Annotated in this window: 15 protein-coding genes and 2 tRNA genes; 7 read left to right on the forward strand and 10 right to left on the reverse strand. The window is 52.3% G+C overall.

The genetic code is table 11. The features are described 5' to 3' along the window. Positions 1-759: a hypothetical protein gene (locus tag FUA23_RS14575; protein ID WP_147931489.1), complete on the reverse strand. Its 759-nt coding sequence runs from the start codon at positions 757-759 to the stop codon at positions 1-3. Between the two features lie 592 nt (positions 760-1,351). On the opposite strand from FUA23_RS14575, the gene FUA23_RS14580 reads away from it, so the two are divergent. Continuing rightward, positions 1,352-1,413 (forward strand) — tRNA-OTHER (locus tag FUA23_RS14580). A 7-nt stretch (positions 1,414-1,420) separates the two neighbouring features. After that, positions 1,421-1,494: transfer RNA gene (locus tag FUA23_RS14585), tRNA-Gly, on the forward strand. A gap of 356 nt (positions 1,495-1,850) precedes the next feature. Here the strand turns inward: FUA23_RS14585 and FUA23_RS14590 are convergent. After that, positions 1,851-2,354: a pyridoxamine 5'-phosphate oxidase family protein gene (locus tag FUA23_RS14590; protein WP_147931490.1), complete on the reverse strand. Its 504-nt coding sequence runs from the start codon at positions 2,352-2,354 to the stop codon at positions 1,851-1,853. A 186-nt stretch (positions 2,355-2,540) separates the two neighbouring features. After that, positions 2,541-3,605, reverse strand: a complete 1,065-nt coding sequence (gene queA / locus FUA23_RS14595) for a tRNA preQ1(34) S-adenosylmethionine ribosyltransferase-isomerase QueA (RefSeq protein ID WP_147931491.1) — start codon at positions 3,603-3,605, stop codon at positions 2,541-2,543. A gap of 372 nt (positions 3,606-3,977) precedes the next feature. On the opposite strand from queA, the gene FUA23_RS14600 reads away from it, so the two are divergent. Beyond that, the gene (locus tag FUA23_RS14600) at positions 3,978-5,228 is read left to right on the forward strand and encodes an ABC transporter permease (RefSeq protein ID WP_147931492.1); all 1,251 of its coding nucleotides are present in this window, start codon (positions 3,978-3,980) and stop codon (positions 5,226-5,228) included. A 227-nt stretch (positions 5,229-5,455) separates the two neighbouring features. On the opposite strand, the gene FUA23_RS14605 is transcribed toward FUA23_RS14600, so the two are convergent. After that, positions 5,456-6,409 carry a class I SAM-dependent methyltransferase gene (locus FUA23_RS14605; protein WP_187271061.1) on the reverse strand — a complete coding sequence of 318 codons (954 nt, stop codon included), beginning with the start codon at positions 6,407-6,409 and terminating at the stop codon, positions 5,456-5,458. A gap of 246 nt (positions 6,410-6,655) precedes the next feature. On the opposite strand from FUA23_RS14605, the gene FUA23_RS14610 reads away from it, so the two are divergent. After that, a complete protein-coding gene (locus FUA23_RS14610; protein ID WP_147931494.1) occupies positions 6,656-7,441 on the forward strand; it encodes a T9SS type A sorting domain-containing protein in 786 nt (261 codons plus the stop codon). A 239-nt stretch (positions 7,442-7,680) separates the two neighbouring features. On the opposite strand, the gene FUA23_RS14615 is transcribed toward FUA23_RS14610, so the two are convergent. From FUA23_RS14615 to FUA23_RS14640, 6 genes are all read right to left on the reverse strand, one after another. After that, positions 7,681-8,565: an NAD(P)/FAD-dependent oxidoreductase gene (locus FUA23_RS14615; protein ID WP_187271063.1), complete on the reverse strand. Its 885-nt coding sequence runs from the start codon at positions 8,563-8,565 to the stop codon at positions 7,681-7,683. A 286-nt stretch (positions 8,566-8,851) separates the two neighbouring features. Next, positions 8,852-10,366 (reverse strand): DEAD/DEAH box helicase, encoded by a 1,515-nt coding sequence (locus FUA23_RS14620; RefSeq protein ID WP_147931496.1) that lies wholly within the window; start codon positions 10,364-10,366, stop codon positions 8,852-8,854. Between the two features lie 195 nt (positions 10,367-10,561). Next, positions 10,562-11,140, reverse strand: coding sequence for a retron system putative HNH endonuclease (locus FUA23_RS14625; RefSeq protein ID WP_147931497.1), 579 nt, complete (start codon positions 11,138-11,140; stop codon positions 10,562-10,564). Between the two features lie 19 nt (positions 11,141-11,159). After that, a complete protein-coding gene (locus FUA23_RS14630) occupies positions 11,160-12,455 on the reverse strand; it encodes an AAA family ATPase (protein ID WP_147931498.1) in 1,296 nt (431 codons plus the stop codon). A 41-nt stretch (positions 12,456-12,496) separates the two neighbouring features. Then, positions 12,497-13,258 (reverse strand): glucosaminidase domain-containing protein, encoded by a 762-nt coding sequence (locus FUA23_RS14635; RefSeq protein ID WP_147931499.1) that lies wholly within the window; start codon positions 13,256-13,258, stop codon positions 12,497-12,499. Positions 13,259-13,410: 152 nt separating this feature from the next. Further along, a complete protein-coding gene (locus FUA23_RS14640; RefSeq protein ID WP_147931500.1) occupies positions 13,411-14,187 on the reverse strand; it encodes a hypothetical protein in 777 nt (258 codons plus the stop codon). 39 nt (positions 14,188-14,226) lie between these two features. Between FUA23_RS14640 and FUA23_RS14645 the strand changes: the two genes are divergently transcribed. The 3 genes from FUA23_RS14645 to FUA23_RS14655 all read left to right on the forward strand — a co-directional run bounded on the left by FUA23_RS14645 (position 14,227) and on the right by FUA23_RS14655 (position 17,995). Beyond that, positions 14,227-14,892: a porin family protein gene (locus FUA23_RS14645; RefSeq protein WP_147931501.1), complete on the forward strand. Its 666-nt coding sequence runs from the start codon at positions 14,227-14,229 to the stop codon at positions 14,890-14,892. Between the two features lie 74 nt (positions 14,893-14,966). After that, positions 14,967-16,265, forward strand: a complete 1,299-nt coding sequence (locus FUA23_RS14650; RefSeq protein WP_147931502.1) for a serine hydrolase domain-containing protein — start codon at positions 14,967-14,969, stop codon at positions 16,263-16,265. Between the two features lie 260 nt (positions 16,266-16,525). Further along, entirely contained in the window at positions 16,526-17,995 is a 1,470-nt protein-coding gene (locus FUA23_RS14655; protein WP_147931503.1) for a helix-turn-helix domain-containing protein, read from the forward strand. The last annotated feature ends 1,231 nt before the right edge of the window (positions 17,996-19,226 follow it).

Genomic DNA, 19,226 nt, shown 5'->3' on the forward strand with positions numbered 1-19,226 from the left:
TCAGGCCACCCGTTGTTTCTCCTTACTTTCAAAGATGAGTCGCTGCCCCATACTCTCCAGCGAGCGCGGAGAACGTCCGAAGATATCCGACAGGCGCTTCAAATCGTTGGAGTAGCACATTGCTTCGATCAGTAGGGCCTGCTCGTCCCGTACCCAGGGCTCGAAGGACCGGGAGTAAGATTCGCGGGCTTTTTGCATGTATGCCGGCAGCCGGTGGTTCTCTTTACGCAGACCAAGACCGTCGATCGCTTTTTTCACCTCTGCTTCTTTTTCGATGTCCATTTTATCAAAGACCGCAACGCGGAAGAAATCAATCTCCCCCCAGGGCTCGTGGACCGTGCGCTTGTTTACTTTGGCAATTTCCGGGAGGATTTCAGGGAACCGGCGGTGAAACTCCATCAGATGAGTATGGATCAGCTCCCGCTTGTACACGCCCCGGTATTTGTTGTAGGCGACCAGACCCTTCAATGAATGATCAGCAATGGAGCGGCTACCGATGAATATTTTAGCCAGCTGCGCCACGCAGGGGGCATAACCCAACTCCCGTAGGGCAGCACAGGTTTCCTTCACCAGCTGATCGGGGATGTTGATCGCCTCCGGATCAACGGGTAGGGTAAGCGTTTTAATGAGGCTATTGAGCGAGCGGCGCACCTCAGGCTGGCCGAGACAACTGTCTTTCTTGTGGAAGGTTTCGCCGGTACGGGGGTCTACGCCGTTGCGCAGACCGTCGAGAATGTCAATCAGGGATTCGGAAGTCATGGTAGTTCTGTTTGTTTAGTGGACAATTCGGTTGAACGCCAGCAAAACTGAGGGAACCGCCCGGTGCTAGTCGTCTTTTATTCGAATACTTGCGTTTATAAACGTTTAAATACGGCTACGACCAGCGCGAATACGGCTCAAACCCGCATAAACACTACACTTCTGCAAGCAACACTCGTTTTTATGCTTCTGGGGAATTCAGCGCAGATTCCGTAGCACCCGGAAGACAACATTCTCTGGCTGCGGCCTACCCTGCTTCTTTATCCTTTTGCTGCACCTGCGCGCCGTCGCCCTGAAAAGCTGCGTGGGCTAACGACAAAATCATTCCTGTCTGCAACTAATCCCGGTGCTCCCTGCATTATCTCTCCGTCTGCAAGTACAGACGACAAATATTTCCACCTATGCAACTTCAAAAATCACGACAGCGAGGGCTTCGGGGGCAAGGCGCCCGGCCCGCACAATAAGTGTCTGCCAACGGTCTCCGCGCCCGTGGGAAGGCGCGCGCTCTATGAAAGTATCAGTACGGCATCTAACCGATTCTCCGCCTCTGGCCGGGGTTTCCTGTGTCGTGCACGAAACGGCTCCATTTCAAGCTCCGGTAGCCCAACGGCAGAGGCATCCGGCTCAGTAAAGGTTCGAATCCTTTTTGGAGTACAAATTTGCGGATATAGCTCAATGGCAGAGTTACAGGCTTCCACCCTGAAGATGTCGGTTCGATTCCGGCTATCCGCTCCAATTTTGTCCGGTGGTATAACGGTTATTACTCCTGATTTTGGTTCAGGTAATGGGGGTTCGATTCCCTCCCGGACTACCAGTATCTCAGCCCCTCCTCTCGCAACAAACAACCCCGGCTCGCCGCGCAAGCGGTGCCGGGGTTGCCGTGTAACTGGTGGGCAAAAACCCATGTTTCTGGTTAAAATACGATAGCCTATTCCGCTATTAACTACATACTAATTTAAGTCACCTTCCTTTTGGTCTTTGTTGATCCTGTGGGAGGTTGGCAGCCGAAGCTGACGCGGATACATCATAAAGACGCAAAAGCCCCCGACCGTCACCGGTCGGGGGCTCTTTTATTTCAGTTGATGACAGGTTTACACTTTCAGGGTTCCTTCCACGTCGTCGTCCATCGTCTTGCCGGTAACGACCGACGCCATCATTTTTGCCATCGCTACCATTTTCCCATTTTTCGTATCCCAGTAGAATCCCTCGTCGGGGGTAAACCGGATGAGGCTCAGGTTGGGATCGTCTTTACCTTCCTGAAACCACGTTTTCACGGCCGGGCTCCAGAGTTCTTCAATTTTACTGCGGTCTTCGGTGATGGTGCTTTTGCCGTAAAGGCTGAGGTAGTCGCTGTCGGAAGAGTTGGCGAGCAACACCTGCGTAGCGGGGGCGTTTCTGATGTCGGCGTTGTGGTCGCTGTCTTTACCGCTGAAGAACCAGAGATTCCCCTGGTCGTCGACCTGCTGTACGCTCATCGGGCAGGAGCTGAACGGCTTGCTGTCGAGATCGGTACAAAGCATGACGAAGCCTCCATCGGCAAGGTTTTTGATTTTTGCGACGGCTTCTTCGTTGAAAAGGTTTTTTGTGGTAGACATGATAGTTTTATTTAATTGTGATGCACTGATACACCGATTAAACGCGAGCCTACCATTCGCGTGTTCGTTTTTTTTGCGCGGCCGCAGGTGCAAAGCGGAAGACAAATGAGCCAACGACGAAGCCCGACCCGAAATTAATCGGGCCGGGCTTCGGCTAAATTCTGTTACAAAAAGCCAGGGCGGTTTTTATATAACCAGCATACAGTCGCCGTAGGCGAAGAAGCGGTACTTCTCTTTCTGCGCCTGGGCGTAAGCTTCCAGGATCAGGTCGATACCACCAAAAGCACAGGTAGTGATGAAGAGGCTACTCTTCGGCAGGTGGAAGTTGGTGAGCAGGTGATCCGGGATGTGGAAATCGTAAGGAGGGAAGATGAATTTGTTGGTCCATCCTTCGTTGGGAGCCAGCAGGCGCTCGGCGCTTACACTGTTTTCGCAGGCGCGAATGGCGGTGGTTCCGACGGCGAGGACCTTTCCACCATCGATTTTAGTGGCGTTCACGGTATCACAGGCTTCCTGCTCGACGCGGAAGTACTCGGCGTCCATTTTGTGCTTAGACAGGTCTTCGACTTCAATAGCCCTGAAGGTACCGAGACCGAGGTGAAGCGTAATGTCTGCCTTCTTAACTCCTTTGAGTTCCATCCGCATCAGCGTTTCGCGGCTGAAGTGGAGGCCGGCCGTTGGCGCGGCAACCGCTCCGATCTCGGAGGCAAAGACGGTTTGGTAGCGATCTGCATCGCGGGCGTCGGCTTCGCGCTCCAGTAGTTTGGGCAGGGGCGTGTTACCGAGGCCGTGGAGTTCCTTGAGGAACTCGTCGTTCGGTCCGTCGTAAAGGAAACGGATGGTACGTCCGCGGCTGGTGGTATTGTCTACTACTTCGGCGACGAGGCGGGTAACGCCCCGCTTATCGTTGAAGTAAAGCTTATTACCTACGCGGATTTTCCGGGCCGGATCAACGAGAACGTCCCACAGGCGGGCCTGAGCGTTGAGCTCGCGCAGGAGGAAAACCTCGATGCGGGCCTGGGTCTTTTCCTTGAGGCCGTAGAGGCGGGCCGGAAAAACTTTGGTGTTGTTAAATACCAGAGAGTCTCCCTCATCGTAGTAATCAAGCAGGTCGGTGAACATCTTGTGCTCGATCTCGCCGGTTTCCCGGTTGACGACCATCATTCGGCTGTCGTCCCGCCGCTTGCTGGGAGTACGGGCGATTAATTTCTCGTTTAGTTCGAATTTGAATTGTGACAGCTTCGTCCTCATTCCCTTGGCTAATTTTAGTCCCTGATGTTTCGTTGATGGTTGAAGGCAAAAACAGTATAAGTGTTCGCCCAAAGCCGCCGCAATTTATATTACGGAGACTTTAAATAGCGGGCAAAGGTAGGGGTATTTTACAAGATGGTTGTAAGCCCGCCATTAAGTAAGGCTTCAGGGGGATGGAATGTTGATGTTCTGGCCAGGAAAATTAACCGTTGGTCCAACTTTCCCTGCCTTTAGTCTATGTATGCACCTGCGGCTGCGCCTGAATTGTATCTTGAGCGATATTTGACTTCCGGCGGATACTGCCGGTAATCACCGCAGCCATCCTCTTCTCAGGAGAAAAGCTGCGGTTCAGTTGACTAAACCGATATTCTCATGCTTTTTCTGAAGGTCTTTACCGAAAGTGTCCGCCAGGCCATCGCCCAGCTTACCGGCAATAAGCTGCGCACTTTTCTTTCGCTGCTTGGCATTTCGATCGGGATCTTCTGTATCATTGGTGTTCTCTCTGCAGTGGAATCTCTGGAAGACAGCGTGCAGGGAAGCCTGGCCAAACTCGGAGACGATGTTGTGTACATCGATAAATGGCCCTGGAAAGACAACAGCGGCGACTGGTGGGAATATTACCAGCGCCCTTATCCTGATCACGACGATTACGAAGCGCTGAAAGAACGGATGCCTACCGCCTCGCTGGTTTCCTACTGGACAGTACCCGGCGTAAAAACCCTGAAGTACCAAAGAAATACAGTAGAAGGCGGTTTCCTCTTCGTCACCACTTACGAGCTCAACCGGATGCTCAACATCGAAATCGGCAAAGGCCGGTACTGGAGCTCTGCAGAATACAACGGAGGATCAGACAAGGTCTTGCTCGGGTTTACAATTGCACAAGAGCTGTTTGGCGCCATCGAGCCAGTGGGCAAGACCATAAAAATGGGGGGGCGTAAATATGAAGTTATCGGTGTTCTGGAAGCTGCGGGCGGGGACCTCATCAATCCGCTCGATTTCGATGATGCCATCATGGTGACGTACACAAATGCCGCACGCTTCATCAACCTCAAAAACCGTAACCGATTTGGAGGCAGTGTTGCCGTGAAAGCAAAAGAAGGTTTCTCTCTCGAACAGGTCCAAGACGATATCCGTGGTATCCTTCGTTCCAGCCGGCGCCTTCGCCCCCGCGAAAACGACAGTTTTGCAATGAACCAGCTAAGCATGATCGCGGATCAGGTCAGTGGAATTTTCGGTGTTCTGAATACCGTTGGCTTTCTGATCGGGTTCTTCTCTATCATAGTCGGAGCCATTAGTGTGGCCAACATCATGTTCGTTTCCGTTAAAGAAAGGACCAGCCTCATCGGGGTGAAGAAAGCACTGGGCGCTCGTCAGTTCGTAATTCTGCTGGAGTTCCTTACCGAGTCCGTCATCCTCTGCATCATTGGAGGTTTGTTCGGGCTTCTTTTGGTAGTTGGTGCCACAATGGTCCTGAACTCAATTTTCGAGAGTTTCCAAATCACACTTAGCGTCAAGTACGCCATTTTTGGGATTCTGGGCTCTGCGGTTGTCGGCATTTTAGCCGGCGCAATCCCTGCAGGACTCGCAGCTAAGATGGACGCTGTCGAAGCGATGAGGAGCTAGGAGCTAGAAATTAGGAGCTAGGAGCTAGGAACTAGAAACTAGGGGCTAGGAGCTAGGAGCTAGGAATTAGGAATTAGGGGCTAGGAACTAGGATTTAGGAACTAGAAATTAGGGGCTAGGAACTAGGAATTAGGAACTAGAAATTAGGGGCTAGCTATCCAGCCCTCTAGTTTCTATGTTCCTAGTTCTCTAGTTCCTAGTTCCCTAGTTCTCTAGTTCTCTAGTTCCTATTTCACTTCCCAGACGCGGTGCAGGTTCTTCTTCCGGAAATCCTGCGGTAACGTTTGCTTGGTAATTTCCTTTACGGAGGATGCGCCCATCACGTTGCTCTCATCGAACTTGAACTTGCGGGCGTTGGTGGCGAAGAGGATGGAGCCTCCTTCGTTCAGTTTCGGCGTGCAGTTGTTGATCAGCTTGAGGTGATCGGCCTGCAGGTCGAAAGGTTCCTTCATCTGTTTGGAGTTTGAGAAGGTAGGTGGCGTGATGATGATGAGGTCGTACTTGGTCAGTTTAGGTTCGCGGAGCCACTCCAGAATATCGGTGCGGATAAAACGGTGCTTGCTAGCGTCGATCTCGTTGAGTTCAAAGTTTCGTTTCCCCCATTCCAGATAGGTATTGGAAACGTCGAGGTTATCGACCCGGAAGGCTTCGGCCGCAGCGGCGTAGACGCCGAAGGAACAGGTATAGGCAAAGAGGTGGAGCACCCTCACTTCCTTCCCGGCCTTAGCGACGCGCTCGGCTACCATCATCCGGGTGTCGCGGTGATCCGCGTAGAGGCCCGTATCGAGGTAATCGGTGAGGTTAACGATGAAGCCCAGGCCGTTTTCAACGACGGTGAATTCCCGTTTAACGATGCTCAGTTTTTCGTACTGTTCGGTTCCCCGTTGCCGTTTGCGCAGCTTGAAGAATACGTTATCTCTTCCAACTCCCAGCACTTCCGTGATAATATCCCGGTAGGCCAGTTTGCGGTCCTGGTAGTCTTCTTCGGTCCAGATTTCGCCCTTACGGTGGTAGAGGGAAACGTACACCTGTTCGGCATATCGATCTACGAGAATTGGGAACTCATCCAGGTCGGCGTCGTAGACCCGGTACACCTCGATCTCCTTACGGCGAGCCCATTTACCGTAATGTTTGGCCATTTTACGAAGGCGATTGGCGAAGGCGGTATAGTCTTTAGACATAGTGACATTATATAAAACAGGCGAAGGGCTCCTCATTGTTAGAAACGCCAAAGGTAAAGGTTTCCAATTTTGGTGCTTTCGGGTTTACGCTCTGAAAAGCAACCTTCCCGAAATTTCTATTACTCGTAAGCGGAGTCAATACGGCGGGAAGAACGTAGAAAACTTGATTAAATGAGGGGGGGCATATATTTGTTCTAGCTGACAACCAACGTGGTTCATCCTGAAGTCTGTTCAAACCCTACCCATATGCTGAAGTACCTTTTCTTACTATTCGGGTTTCTCAGTATCCTTCCTGCCCAGGCTCAAAAGGAAGATCCTCACAGCCAAATCATCATTTGTAGCGATTCTCGTTTTAAATGCTACATCATCAACCGTCTTCCGTTAGAGCCCGACGGAAAATTCATTAAAGCCTGTTGCCATCACATGAGGCTAAACAGTGACTGGGACTGTACAGATGATTGTGTTAGCGCCCGGCTTGCAAAAGATCCTTCGCAATCGTCTTCAGGAGCTGCTTTGGTTGACGGGGTACTGGTCATAGACGGAGAACCCGTAGGAGAATTGGCAGATAGTTATCCGAGGGTTAATTCCAACCTGTCCGCATCGCGCTCGTTTTACCCTGATTTCCCGTTGAACTTCCTGTCAAAAAGCCAAAGCCACCTGGTAGGAAAAGACCTTGTTATCGACGGGGAAATCATTGGAAACTTCCCAACAGCAAAGGACAATTCTCCTATTGAGTTCAGTGAGGTCACTCAAGCCGCAAAGACGAACAAACCTTCTGGCAATCTGGAGGCCCAAACGGTTACGATCTTCCCTAATCCCGTTGTCGACATTTTATCCGTATCAGTTCCTTCCAGCTTTAGGGGGCATACCATCCTCATTTATGATCAAAATGGGAAGGAAGTACACCGCTCACCCGTTTCGACAGAGCAAAATGTTGTCGAGGTTAACGTGGGAACTTTACCCGTCGGTCTTTACACGTTGCTCACGGTCGGAGATAAGTCGAATCAAACGATCAAATTCGTTAAAAAGTAAAGTCACCTGTCCCTGGAAGCGTCCGGGTCCTTCGAGGCAACCACTCCCATACCCCGGCGGTAAAGCGATACGTACAACTGCCCGGTGTCACGCTCTGCCAGGATAGGAAACTCATTCAGCTCAACGTCGCAGGTCCGGTAAATGTCAATCTTCTTATGGCGCGGTCGCAGGTGCAATGAAGGGCTTTCATGGTTGCGGACGGGGCGACGACTTCTGCCGCCGCCCCGTCCACTACCGGGTCAGATCAAATCGTGGTTCGCCATTGCACCGGCAACGTTGCCTGCGGCAACCGCTATTGCAACAGACCTCATTGGGTGTGCGCAGTCGCCCACCGCGAATATGCCGGGGATGGAGGTTCGCTGCTGAGCATCAGTTTTGATGTGGCCACTCTCCTGTAATTCAGGTGCAAGCCCGGCAATAGAAGCCGAGCCTAAGCGAAACGGAGGACGATAGTACAACGCCGCAAGCGAGACTGTCTCTCCTCCCTCCAGGACGACCTCCCGGAGGCAACCTGCTTCGTGACGAAGCTCAACGATCTTTTGCTCGTTGAGCGAGACGTTCATCTTTTGCAATGCTTCAGGCTCGAACTCAGCGGGGCCGTTGGTAAACACCGTCACATCGGGAGTCCAGTTGAGCAGCATTTTTGGGAAACCGGGTGTATCCGGCGTATTGCTAAGGTAGCCGGTGGGCTGGTCGTTGTACTCGTACCCGTGGCAATACGGGCAGTGAATAACCGAAGTACCCCAGCATTCGGCCAGACCGGGGATGTCCTCCAGCAGATCAACAACTCCCACCGCAATAATCACGCGCCGGGCCGTAGCGGATTCATTCTCTCCGAAAAAGACCTGAAATTCATCCAATTCTCCATCCAGTTTTGTAACCCGTGCCTCACGGAAGGTTACCGTTGGGTACTTCTTTACATCGGCCATGGCCAGCCGTCGCAACTCAGCGGGAGGAGTACCGTCGCGGGTAAGAAAGTTCTGCGCATGAGGCGTAAAGCGGTTACACGGCTCTCCTGCGTCGACAACCAATACTTTCCGGCGGGCGCGGCCCAGAGCAAGTGCCGCGGAAAGACCAGCGTAGCTACCGCCAATTATTACTATTTCGAAATTCGAGTCAGACATATTAATGAGTTTATTTGCTTTAAATACACGCATTAATGCGACAATGTTGCATTAGCCTCAATGCATCGTCTGATTCCTTTCAAATTGGGAAAGGTATAGCAAATTTTGCCAGAAAAATGATCGCGGATATGGTAAAAACATGGTAGTTCAACAGCCATAAAGAGAGGGTGCAGTGACTTGTCAACCCGCGCCACCTGAGCTTAACAAACCCTTTCACTCCCTTCAAATACTCAACAGCAGAAAAAAAGCACGAACGATCGCTCGTTCGTGCTTTTTTTGTCCGTTTTTATTCGCTCTTCGGCTTGGGGCCACGCCCTCTGCCACGTCCCCTGCCCCGCTGCTTGCGGTTGGGGTCACGGGGCTGTTCGCTACGGGTGCGTTCGCCACGGGGCTTTTGTTCTCCACTACTTTCGTTGCGGGGTTTATCGCTTCCTCCGCCTTCATTGCGGGGCTTTCTGTCGCCTCCTTCGCTGCGGGGTTTATCGTGGTTTCGCTTCCCACCCCCTCCGGAGCGGTTGCCACCCCGGCCACGGCCTCCGCCACGGTTACGGTCACCTCCGCGTCCGCGTCCTCCGCCGCCGCCACGACGATCACCACGGCGGTCACCGCCGTCGTCTTTGAGGCGGTCAGGAACTTCGAGGCGCTCGACCTTCATTTCCATCAGTTCTTCGATGGCTTTGAAGCGGCGGCGATCATCGCCGCTGATCAGTGTGATCGCTTCGCCTTCGGCCGCTGCGCGGGCCGTACGGCCAATGCGGTGCACGTAGTCTTCAGCGTCTCCCGGAACATCGAAATTGATGACCAAATCGATGCCGTTGATGTGAATCCCCCGGCTGAGTACGTCGGTTGCAACCACTACCTGGATGGCTCCCGAGCGGAACTCCCGCAGGCGTTCCTCGCGTTCGTTTTGTTCCAGATCAGAGGAAACGTCTTTCACCTTCGGATTTCTACGGGCCAGCCGGCGGGTAAGCTCCCGTACGGTTTTCTTCCGGCCGCAGAAGATGAGGATACGATCCATCGTCTTGGTCTTCTCCTTCAGGATCTCCTCGATGAGGGCGTTCTTTGCCCAGTCGGCTACATAGTAGGCCTTCTGTTTGATTTTCTCGGCCGGCTTGGAGATTGCGATGCTGATCTCGACCGGATCTTTGAGGATCTCCCGGCTGAATTTCCGGATCTTATTCGGCATAGTAGCCGAGAAGAAGAGAATTTGCAACTTCTCCTTCGGCAACATATCAATGATCTTGACCATATCATTGACGAAACCCATATCCAGCATCCGGTCGGCTTCGTCAAGCACCAGGTGACGGACTTCGCTGAGGTCGGTGTAGCCCATATCGAGGTGAGCCATCAGGCGGCCGGGAGTCGCGACCACGATAGGTGCGCCGGTTTTGAGGGCTTTTTGTTCCTGGGCCATGCTATGGCCGTCGCGGCCACCGTAAACGGGGATGGAGCTGGCGTTCATGTGAAAGCTAAAGCCTTCCAACTGACGGTCGATCTGCATCGCGAGTTCCCGGGTGGGCGTCAGCACGATGGTCGTTACTTTGGTGGGTGGGTTGTCGCAGATGTCGGTCAGGACGGGGAGGAGGAACGCAGCGGTTTTACCGGTTCCTGTTTGGGCTACGGCCAGAATATCGCGCCCTTCGATGGAAGGGGGAATGGCCTGCGCCTGGATGGGGGTACACTTCTCGAAGCCCATATCGTCGAGGGCGTCAAGTACTTCGTCGGCGATGTCGAGTTCATCGAAATAGACAGTTGGTGGCTCCTCCTTTTCTTCGGGGGCGTTGTCTGGGGTAGAATCCATTATGTTTGGCTTGGATGGGGATATGCGCAAGCCTTTTCTTCCCTGGCCCGCGGAGTTGATAGTATTAGGGTAACCGGCGTTCCGGTAGCGCGAAGATAGAATAATTGAATGAGAGACACTAATTTAGGCGGGGCCGCAGGTGCAGGGTAAGGGTAGGATTTTTTATCGAGGCGATGTGAATTTCGTCACTGCGGACTATGCTTTCTTTTTCAGGTAGTCAATGATGATATCGTTAAAGCTGCTTTCTGAGGCCTGCTCCTTTTGCAATAAATGATCAAACTGAATCCTTTTACCACGCTTTTGAAGATTGCGTAATTGGTTTCTGAAATCGTTGAGAAGGCTACGACGAAGTCGCACCAAATTTTTGCAGTTTAGGTTTAGGCGTTTCGGGCTGTCCAGGTCAAAAAACAGTTCAGGATTGTCGGAGTTGATTGTACCGTCTTTCCTAAAGTAAAGCTGAGCGATATGGTTAGCGTTCAGTGGGTCAATCGTTAGGTTTGTTTTATCTTCTCGGCTACGGTCACAGTGGAGATTCGTTCCACAAAAGAGATCGCCGTAACAAACAGCCAGCAAATTCGTGTAATCCAAGTCACGATCCGGATGCAAAGAACGGGTGGCCCAGTGTTCTATTTTTGTTTTGCGCTGCTTAAGGTTTGCACCACAGTAAGCACAACGATTTGCCTGTTCACTGAGCAACTGTGTAATTACGGGTTCACGATATTCAGCATCCATGCCGTTATCGTACCGCTCTCCCTTACTGCGGTATTCAGCCAATTTAGCGGGTTCTTTCCCTTTAGATATCAACCGCACTTTCTTCGATACTTAGAATGTTAGAAAATTGGAGAAGCTCTAGGTCGTTCGGGCTGATTGTTTGACGCAGATTAGCCAATTGCTCACGAACTTTATCCAGGTTTTCCGGACTAGGATCATTCAAGAGTTCGGCTACTTCATCAAAGCGCTCGCTGATTTCCGGAGGGCGACTCGGTGCACCCATGATGTTGGTGATAACGGCACTGGCATCCATACCATAAGTCTCTTGCATTTGCGTTCCCGGCACGATGCCGTCTTTTCGTAGCGCAAATACCTGCTCGTCCCTCAGTTGATTAATCACCAATGGTGAGTGAGTCGAGACGATGAACTGGATGTTAGGAAAAGTTGTCCTGAGTGCTTTTATGATATTGGCTTGCCAGCGGGGGTGTAGGTGCAGCTCTATTTCGTCGATTAGGACTACGCCGGGAGATTCAAGAGGGTTAGACAAATGGTTATTTGCGGAGATACATCGATACATCACATCTAATGCAAGGCCTAAGATAAGTTGTTCTCCCGATGACAACTGATCAAATTTCAAAACACTATCATTCTTGACATAAGTAAGTGTACGCTCAAATGTCTTGATTACTAGCTGGACTTTTCCGGTTCCGTGACCATTTCCCTCCAATTCACCCCAAAATTTAGCCAGTCCTATATTAACCGCTTTCATTTCAGGCAAAATGTAGTCAAAATCTCTTCTATTAACCGCCTCGCTGTTTTGTAAATTGATAAGATCCTCCAGCCAGTGTGTCAAAGTTGTGAAATCTATCTGAGTGTCAAGCGCTCCAAAATAAGTTTGCTCTCTACCTAGTTTATACTGGACTTCATCATAATAACCTTCCCCCATTTCTATTGGAAGGCCTGCTTTATATGCACACACAATCGGTATAGATGTCTCATTGGCGATAGCGTTTCTCAGCCATTCTTTTTCGTTAAAACTTGAATAACTAATTTCTACCGCAGCGTTATAACTTGGAATAGGAATTTTAATCCTCAAGTTATTCCCGGTTGCTGAATCGACTATCACTTGTACAGCGACACTTCCACTCGTATAGCCTATGCTTATATCCTCTAGAGTCAAGCTATATACTGCAGCGTTATTTCTATTGTCAGAACGTCTTAAAAGGTTATGCAGAGCCACTAACATCGCCTCCAACACCGTACTCTTGCCACTACCATTCACCCCGATAAAAGCGGCGACGTTCGGGTCAGTGAACTTAACTTCATGCTTGCCGGCAAAGCCGCGCAGGTTTTCGAGAGTGAGGGACTGAATGGTCATAAGCAAAGACTTCTGTTGTCGGAGAGCAAGGTACTGCCTTTCTAGTCAAACCGGAAAAGCTGGAACTTATCAATTGTTCGCAGGAGCTGCTCAGCCAGCTCGTCGCTGTCGTTGAAGCCGAGTTCTTCCAGGCCGGCGGCCCACCTGCGGTAATCGGTTTCGCTAAACTGGGTCAGGGCGCTGTACTTATCGGAGGTGATGTACAGGCTGTGGTCGCGGAAACTGGTCCAGGCGTTTTCATAGGCCCGCACGCACTGACCAGCCACCCTGCCAGTACTGCCCGACCATTCGTCGTGGCATCCCAGCGCAAAGTAATTCAGGTAACTCCTGGCGGCAGGCGCTTCGCCTGCCTGACCATGCAGCAGTGCATTGGCCAGCGTAATGCTGGCTGGAATCCCGAACTTCTCCTGCTCCGCCTGGGCAACGTTGCTGAACCTGCGGATGAAAGCCGCAATTACCTGTTCCTCGCGCCGGGTGAGTTCATCGTATTTATCCGGCTTGTCCGATCCAAATAAGTTGAACCGTTCGAGAAAACCGGCTTTTTCGGGAGCACGCACTACCGGATCGGACACCGGCTCCGATTCCGTCAGGATCGGCTTTTCGGAATTTTGCTCAGGGGAGCCACCTCCAGCGGGTTCGGTACGGCCGTTGGGTACAACCGTTTTAGCGGGCGATGGTGCTCCGAGCCGTAAGTTGAAGTTCACCTGTTTATCGGACAGCAGAACCAGGGCTCCGACGATAATGAGCAGACGAAGCCAGTGACGCCCTGCGAAGGACATCAGACGGGAAAGAAATGAAGTCATTTTTTGCAACCTTTGGGAGAGCTCCTAATCTGGCTCCCTTGCTAAGTAATCCTGTTATTTCCGTTCAGGCTGAGTTTGAGTGAGGCCATGAAACGCCCCCGATGCAACACAAATGTAATGCAAAACACAAATACAAACAAATTGTTTGTATTTTATTTTTCTTTTGTTTTTAGTTGGGCTTCTCCCAGATCATCCAGGTAATAAATACCCTCAGGGCTATCGAAGAGCTTTCCCCTTAACCCGCTTTGCACCTGCGGCCCCGCCGTATCATTTCCCGCACGGTAGGCCCAGTGCCCAGCCGAAGAATTGCCGGTAAGGATGGGCGCCCGCCAGCCCAATTGTTCTGCCGCAGGCAACTCTACCCAGCGCTCGAAGCGGCCATAGTTGGTAAAAACGGCCAACTTGTTTTCTTCGGCATAATGCAACAAAACGGTACTTCTGTCGACATACAAGGCCACGGGCGAGCTGGTGGGGCGAAGCTCCAGTTTCAGATCGTTGGACTGTAACCGCAGCGTCCCCTGGGGGTCGAGTAATTTCAGCCGATTGTCCCACGAATCAAAAATCCAGATGCCCTGATTGGATGCGCGGGCGATTACCTCCGGTTGGCGGACATCCTTCAGTGAGAACAAATCGATCCTGCTTACCTCACTCAGGGTCCGGTCTACCACTACTACGGTTCCGTATTCGGGATAAAACAGCAAAATCGCGAAGGGATCACTCACATCGATTCCTCCCGGAGCACCGAGACTGCTATCGTAGTACGAGAAGTGGTTTTGGCCCAGTTCATTGTAAGTGATAAAGCGGTCATCGGACAGCAAGTAGTATTTCCGGCCGGCGTTGTCGATAAAGAAATCGATCACATCAGGGCCAACGACGGGCTTTGCGGTGACGCAGGAAAAACACAAAAGAAGGGGAAGTAACAGGCGCATTGTAGTAACCTAACGCCGAAAGTCGCATTTTTGTGGTCCATGATACGCTATTCCCTCCTGTTTACTCTATTCTTTCCGGTTTTACTCTCCGGCCAATCGTCGGACACCACCTCGGTCATCCACCGCCTGCAGGTCGGCGGCGGGTTCGGGATAATGTTGCACGACGTCGACTTTACGCCTTCGGCCAACACCGAATACCTCAGTGGCCAGCGATACAACCTCAGCCTGCGGTATTTCGACAATAAGCTCGTTGGCTTTCAGGCAGAAGTCGGCCTCACTAACGCAGGCTGGGAAGAAACCATTGACACCCTGACCACAAGTAATTATGAGCGCAAGATCAGTTTTGCCGAAGTGCTCATCCTGACGCAGCTGAGCATCGGCAACGGCAGCATTCAGCCAATGCTTCAGGCGGGTCCCTACCTTTCGCTTCCCCTGAGCGAAACGATTACGCTGCCGGAAGGCTTCGAGGTTCCTACCTCTACCCCATCCCAGTACTACGATGTTGAATTGCCCGGCCGGCTGAACTACGGCGCAATCATAGGGCTGGGCCTGAACGTAGAGCTTGGCCCGATGACCGTACAACTCGATGGCAGGTACCTCATCGGGTTCAGCGACCTCTTCAAAACCGGCGACACCGTGGCGGCAACCAGCCGAAGGGAAGGGCTTGGCGGACAGGTGAGTATGTTTTGGGCCCTGGGCAAGTAAAAAGTGTTTAAAAATTCGCGCCGTAGGTCCTGATCGATGCGTAAAGGTTATACTTGTCTCTCAATTTCACCTTTATGTTTCGCTACCTGATCCTTTCCGTCCTTCTATGTTTCTTTAGTTCCGTGGCTCAGAGCCAGGCCGAAAGCCTTCTGGCCGATTCCATCCGGCAGGTTCTCGAAGAAGGCATTGCGGCCGGAGCCTTCCCCGGTGCTCAGGTACTGGCCTGGCACAAGGGCAAACCGCTGGTGCACGTAACCGCCGGGCACCATACCTACGCCAATGAACGACAAGTCCAGAAAGATGATGTCTACGACCTGGCCTCCATTACCAAAACGAGTTCCGGGCTGCTTTACCTGATGCAACTGTACGACCGGAGGCTACTTGACCTCGACGCTCCGCTCGGCGAAGAATTTCCGGTATTTGCGGGAACCGACAAGACAGAGCTTTCGGTTCGCTCGGCGCTCAGTCACCGGGCCGGGCTGCTGCCGTGGGTTCCGTACTGGCAGGGTACGCTGAAGGGCAACGCCCGGTATCCGTGGCAGAAAAAATGGGACAGTTCCCGAACCAACGACTACCGCTTCCGGGCCCGAACCATCCGTCGTGACAGCAGCCGGCGCTTCCCGATCAGGCTAACGGACGACATGTGGTTGCACCGGGAATTCCGGGAAAAGAAAATCTACCGCTCCATTGAGAAATCTCCCGTCAAGCCCGAAGGGGAATACAAGTACTCCGGTCTTCTTTTTTACCTGCTGCCCCAACGGGTAGAGGACGGCTCGAAAAGGGATTACCGGACTTACCTGCGCGAGAACTTTTATGATGCCCTGGGAGCAAACACGCTGGGCTACCGGCCGCTGGACCGGAATATTCCCCTCGAGCGCATCGTCCCAACCGAAGTCGACACGTTTTTCCGGATGCAAACCCTGCACGGCGTGGTCCACGATGAGGGCGCAGCGATGATGAACGGCATCAGCGGTAATGCAGGTCTTTTCTCTTCAGCCGAAGACCTGGCCAAGCTTTACCAAATGCTCATGAACGGAGGGAGTTACAACGGGCAGCAATTCTTCAAACCGGAAACCCTCCTGGAGTTTACCCGGCGGCATTATGCCGCCGAGGGCAACCGGCGGGGCCTGGGCTTCGACAAACCCCTGATCGAGTACGATGCCGACGCCAGTTCCGTAGCCAGGCAGGCCTCGGCCGCCAGCTTTGGCCACAGCGGGTATACCGGCACCATGGTGTGGGCTGATCCCGAGCACGACCTGCTCTTCGTCTTTCTGAGCAACCGTGTTCACCCCAGTCGGAACCGCAGGGCGATTTATACTTTGGGAATAAGGCCAAGAATTCATACATTACTGTACGAACATCTGGGGCTATGATCTTCAGAAAAGAATCATGTAGCGTTTTCAGCAATTCCAACAGTACAATTACACCCTGAACAGTCGGTGTTCACAACAAAACACATACATTAGTCACAGAAGTCATATTTTCGGCCAAAGGCAGGTGTCAACCACACCTTCCGCAAGCTGTTGTTCGTGCCGCTCCGCTCCTGCGCTGAAACGCCGTTATGCATTTTGACAGGCAATCTAATAATCGAAGAAACTGTTTGAATTGCGAATTTTCGCTACTTTAGCCCCACATGACCGCAAAAACCTCCAACGAAAAAATAATCTTCGGACTCAAAGTCAAGCAGCTTCGCCAGGAGCAGGGCCTCTCCTTTTCCGACCTCTCCAAGGCTTCGGGCATGTCCCTTTCTTACCTCAACGAAATTGAGAAAGGAAAGAAATTCCCCAAACAAGACAAGGTAAAAAACCTGGCGAAAGCGCTGGGTACCACGAGGGAAGAACTGACCAACGGAAAGTTGGGTCGTCACCTTGCTCCGGTTACCCAGTTGTTGCAGTCCAACTTCCTCAATGAGCTCCCCTTGGAGTTGTTTGGCATCGAGTTGAGCAAAGTGGCAGACCTCATCGCTCAGGCTCCTACCCGCGTGGGTGCTTTCATCAGCACCCTGCTGGAGCTCTCCCGTTCTTACGCCCTGCGGGAGGAAAACTTTTACTTCGCTGCCCTGCGGTCTTACCTGGAGCTTCACGAAAATTACTTCAGCGAGTTGGAAGACTCCGTAGAGGCCTTTTCGGAGAAACACGGTTTACCCGGCTTCAGGCCGGTACCGCCCCGCACACTCGGAGGAATTCTGGAGTCGGCCTACGGCTACACCATCGTTCCCGAAGGACTGAACGAACACCCTGACCTGCAGATGTTCCGTTCGGTTTACCTCCCCGAAGACAAACGGTTGCTGCTCAACGGCAACCTGACCGCCGGTCAGCGAGGTTTTCAGTACGGTAAAGAACTGGGCTTCAATCACCTCAAACTCACCGAGCGCGCCAACACCAGTAGTTTGTTGCGCAGCAAGGTATTTGAGGAAGTCCTGAACCACAGCCGGGCAACCTACTTCAGCGTGGCCCTGCACATCCCCCTGCACCCGTTTGTGGAGAGCGTCAAAGAATTCTTCGCTTTGCCTACCTGGGATGGCGAAGCTTTCCTCGGGCTGATGCGGCGTTATAACGCCACCCCCGAGATGTTTTACCACCGGCTTACCAACGTGCTGCCAAAGTTTTTTGGCTTGCGTGAGTTGTTTTTCCTGCGGTTTCTGCAGGAAGCCGACACGACCGACTATACGATCGATAAAGAACTGCACCTCAGTCGCCGGCACCATCCGCACGAGAATGGCCTGTTCGAGCGCTACTGCCGCCGCTGGGTCTCGTTGAGCCTGCTGGAAGAAATGGCCGCAGAGGGATCCGGGAATATGCGAATCGATGTACAACGCAGCCACTACTTCGGAACCGAGGACGAATACCTTTGCATCACCCTGGCGAGGACCGGCCACCCGCGCAAAGACTGCAACGTGAGCCTCACGCTGGGCTTCATGGTCAACGACAAACTGAACGAGACCATATCCTGGCTGAACGACCCCGCCATTCAGGCCAGAGTGGTGAATACGACCTGCGAACGGTGCCCGATTACCGATTGCGCAGAGCGGGCTGCCGAGCCAATCGTTGTCCGCAAACGCGAAAAATACCAGCGCATCAAAACGGCTCTGAAGGAACTGTAGTTTTTTCAGGCAATACCATTCGGGGCGCGGCCGCAGGTGCAGCAATGGTTAAAAGTAATTGCTCGGCGGAGGAGTTCCTCTTCGACAAAACTCAACGTGTCATTTACAATAGTCCGCTACGATTTCAGGTAACTCTGGCCCAATACAACTTTGGCTTCTTGATCACTGCATGCTTTTTAATGCTTTTTCGTCCGGCGAAGAATGTAACGATCATTCGTAGCTAAGTCGATTTAACACCAAAGAAGCCAAGGGCAACAGCGCGTCTTGCGTGCCTGCGGCCGGTGCCCGAGGACTGAGCTCTTCCCCCTCGGCCCGTTCATTTTTTCTTGATAAAAAACGAACCAAAAAATCAAGGCTGTGCCACCGGCTGATCGTGGAATCCAATTTTTGAAGCCTAAAATGGAAAAACTCGCGTCGGCGTTGGTTACGTTGCTTCTAACCCCATCGGTCCGTTGAAGTCTGGGTGGCTACTTCCTGAGCTTCGGGAACGCTCAGACAGTTTCCATTTTTAAACGGCTTCAAAAACCGGATTCCACTGCCGGTGCCAAGGCCGAAGGCGGAGTGTCGGAGTTCTGTGCTTTGCTTTCAATTACGAAAGTTGGAGCATTGAAGTAAACCTTGGTCCGGCCGCCTTCACCTCCGGGGAATAGCGGGGATTAGCGACTTACGGTCGCATAATTTTCCTGTTGGATTCAGTCGGAGTAGAACTTATCTGCCGGTGCCTCTGACTATTTTCATTGCGCAGCTACTTCGGCCTTGGCCCCGGCCACTAATGCGGTTGCTGGTGGCCGTTAAGAAAAGCAAGTTGTATGAGCCAACACTGAGTTGCTGCATTTCCGAAGGGCTTCGACTCCCGACAGTTCCAGGCTTCGAAGGATCAGTTTAAGGCGAGTTTTTGCTTTTTAGGCCAGCAGTGACCGTATTAGTGAGCAGCCGGGGACACAGCCCGAGGGGTTTGCTTCTTTGCCCCGACAAAGAAGGCCGCCGGCAGGCAAGGTAAGACGGGCGGCGACGTGTGTTCACTCGGAGTAGAGCTCCTCTGTCAGTGCCCGAGGACTGAGCTCTTCCCCCTCGGCCCGTTCATTTTTTCTTGATAAAAAACGAACCAAAAAAATCAAGGCTGCTGCCGGTGCCAAGGCGGAAGGACTGAACTCTGCGTTCTGCACTCTACACTTTGATTGCTGAGCGAATATTTAGAATCCCGGTCCGGTCTAACTCTCCTGAAAAACTA

This window comes from Neolewinella aurantiaca (genome assembly GCF_008014675.1).
Lineage (GTDB): Bacteria > Bacteroidota > Bacteroidia > Chitinophagales > Saprospiraceae > Neolewinella > Neolewinella aurantiaca.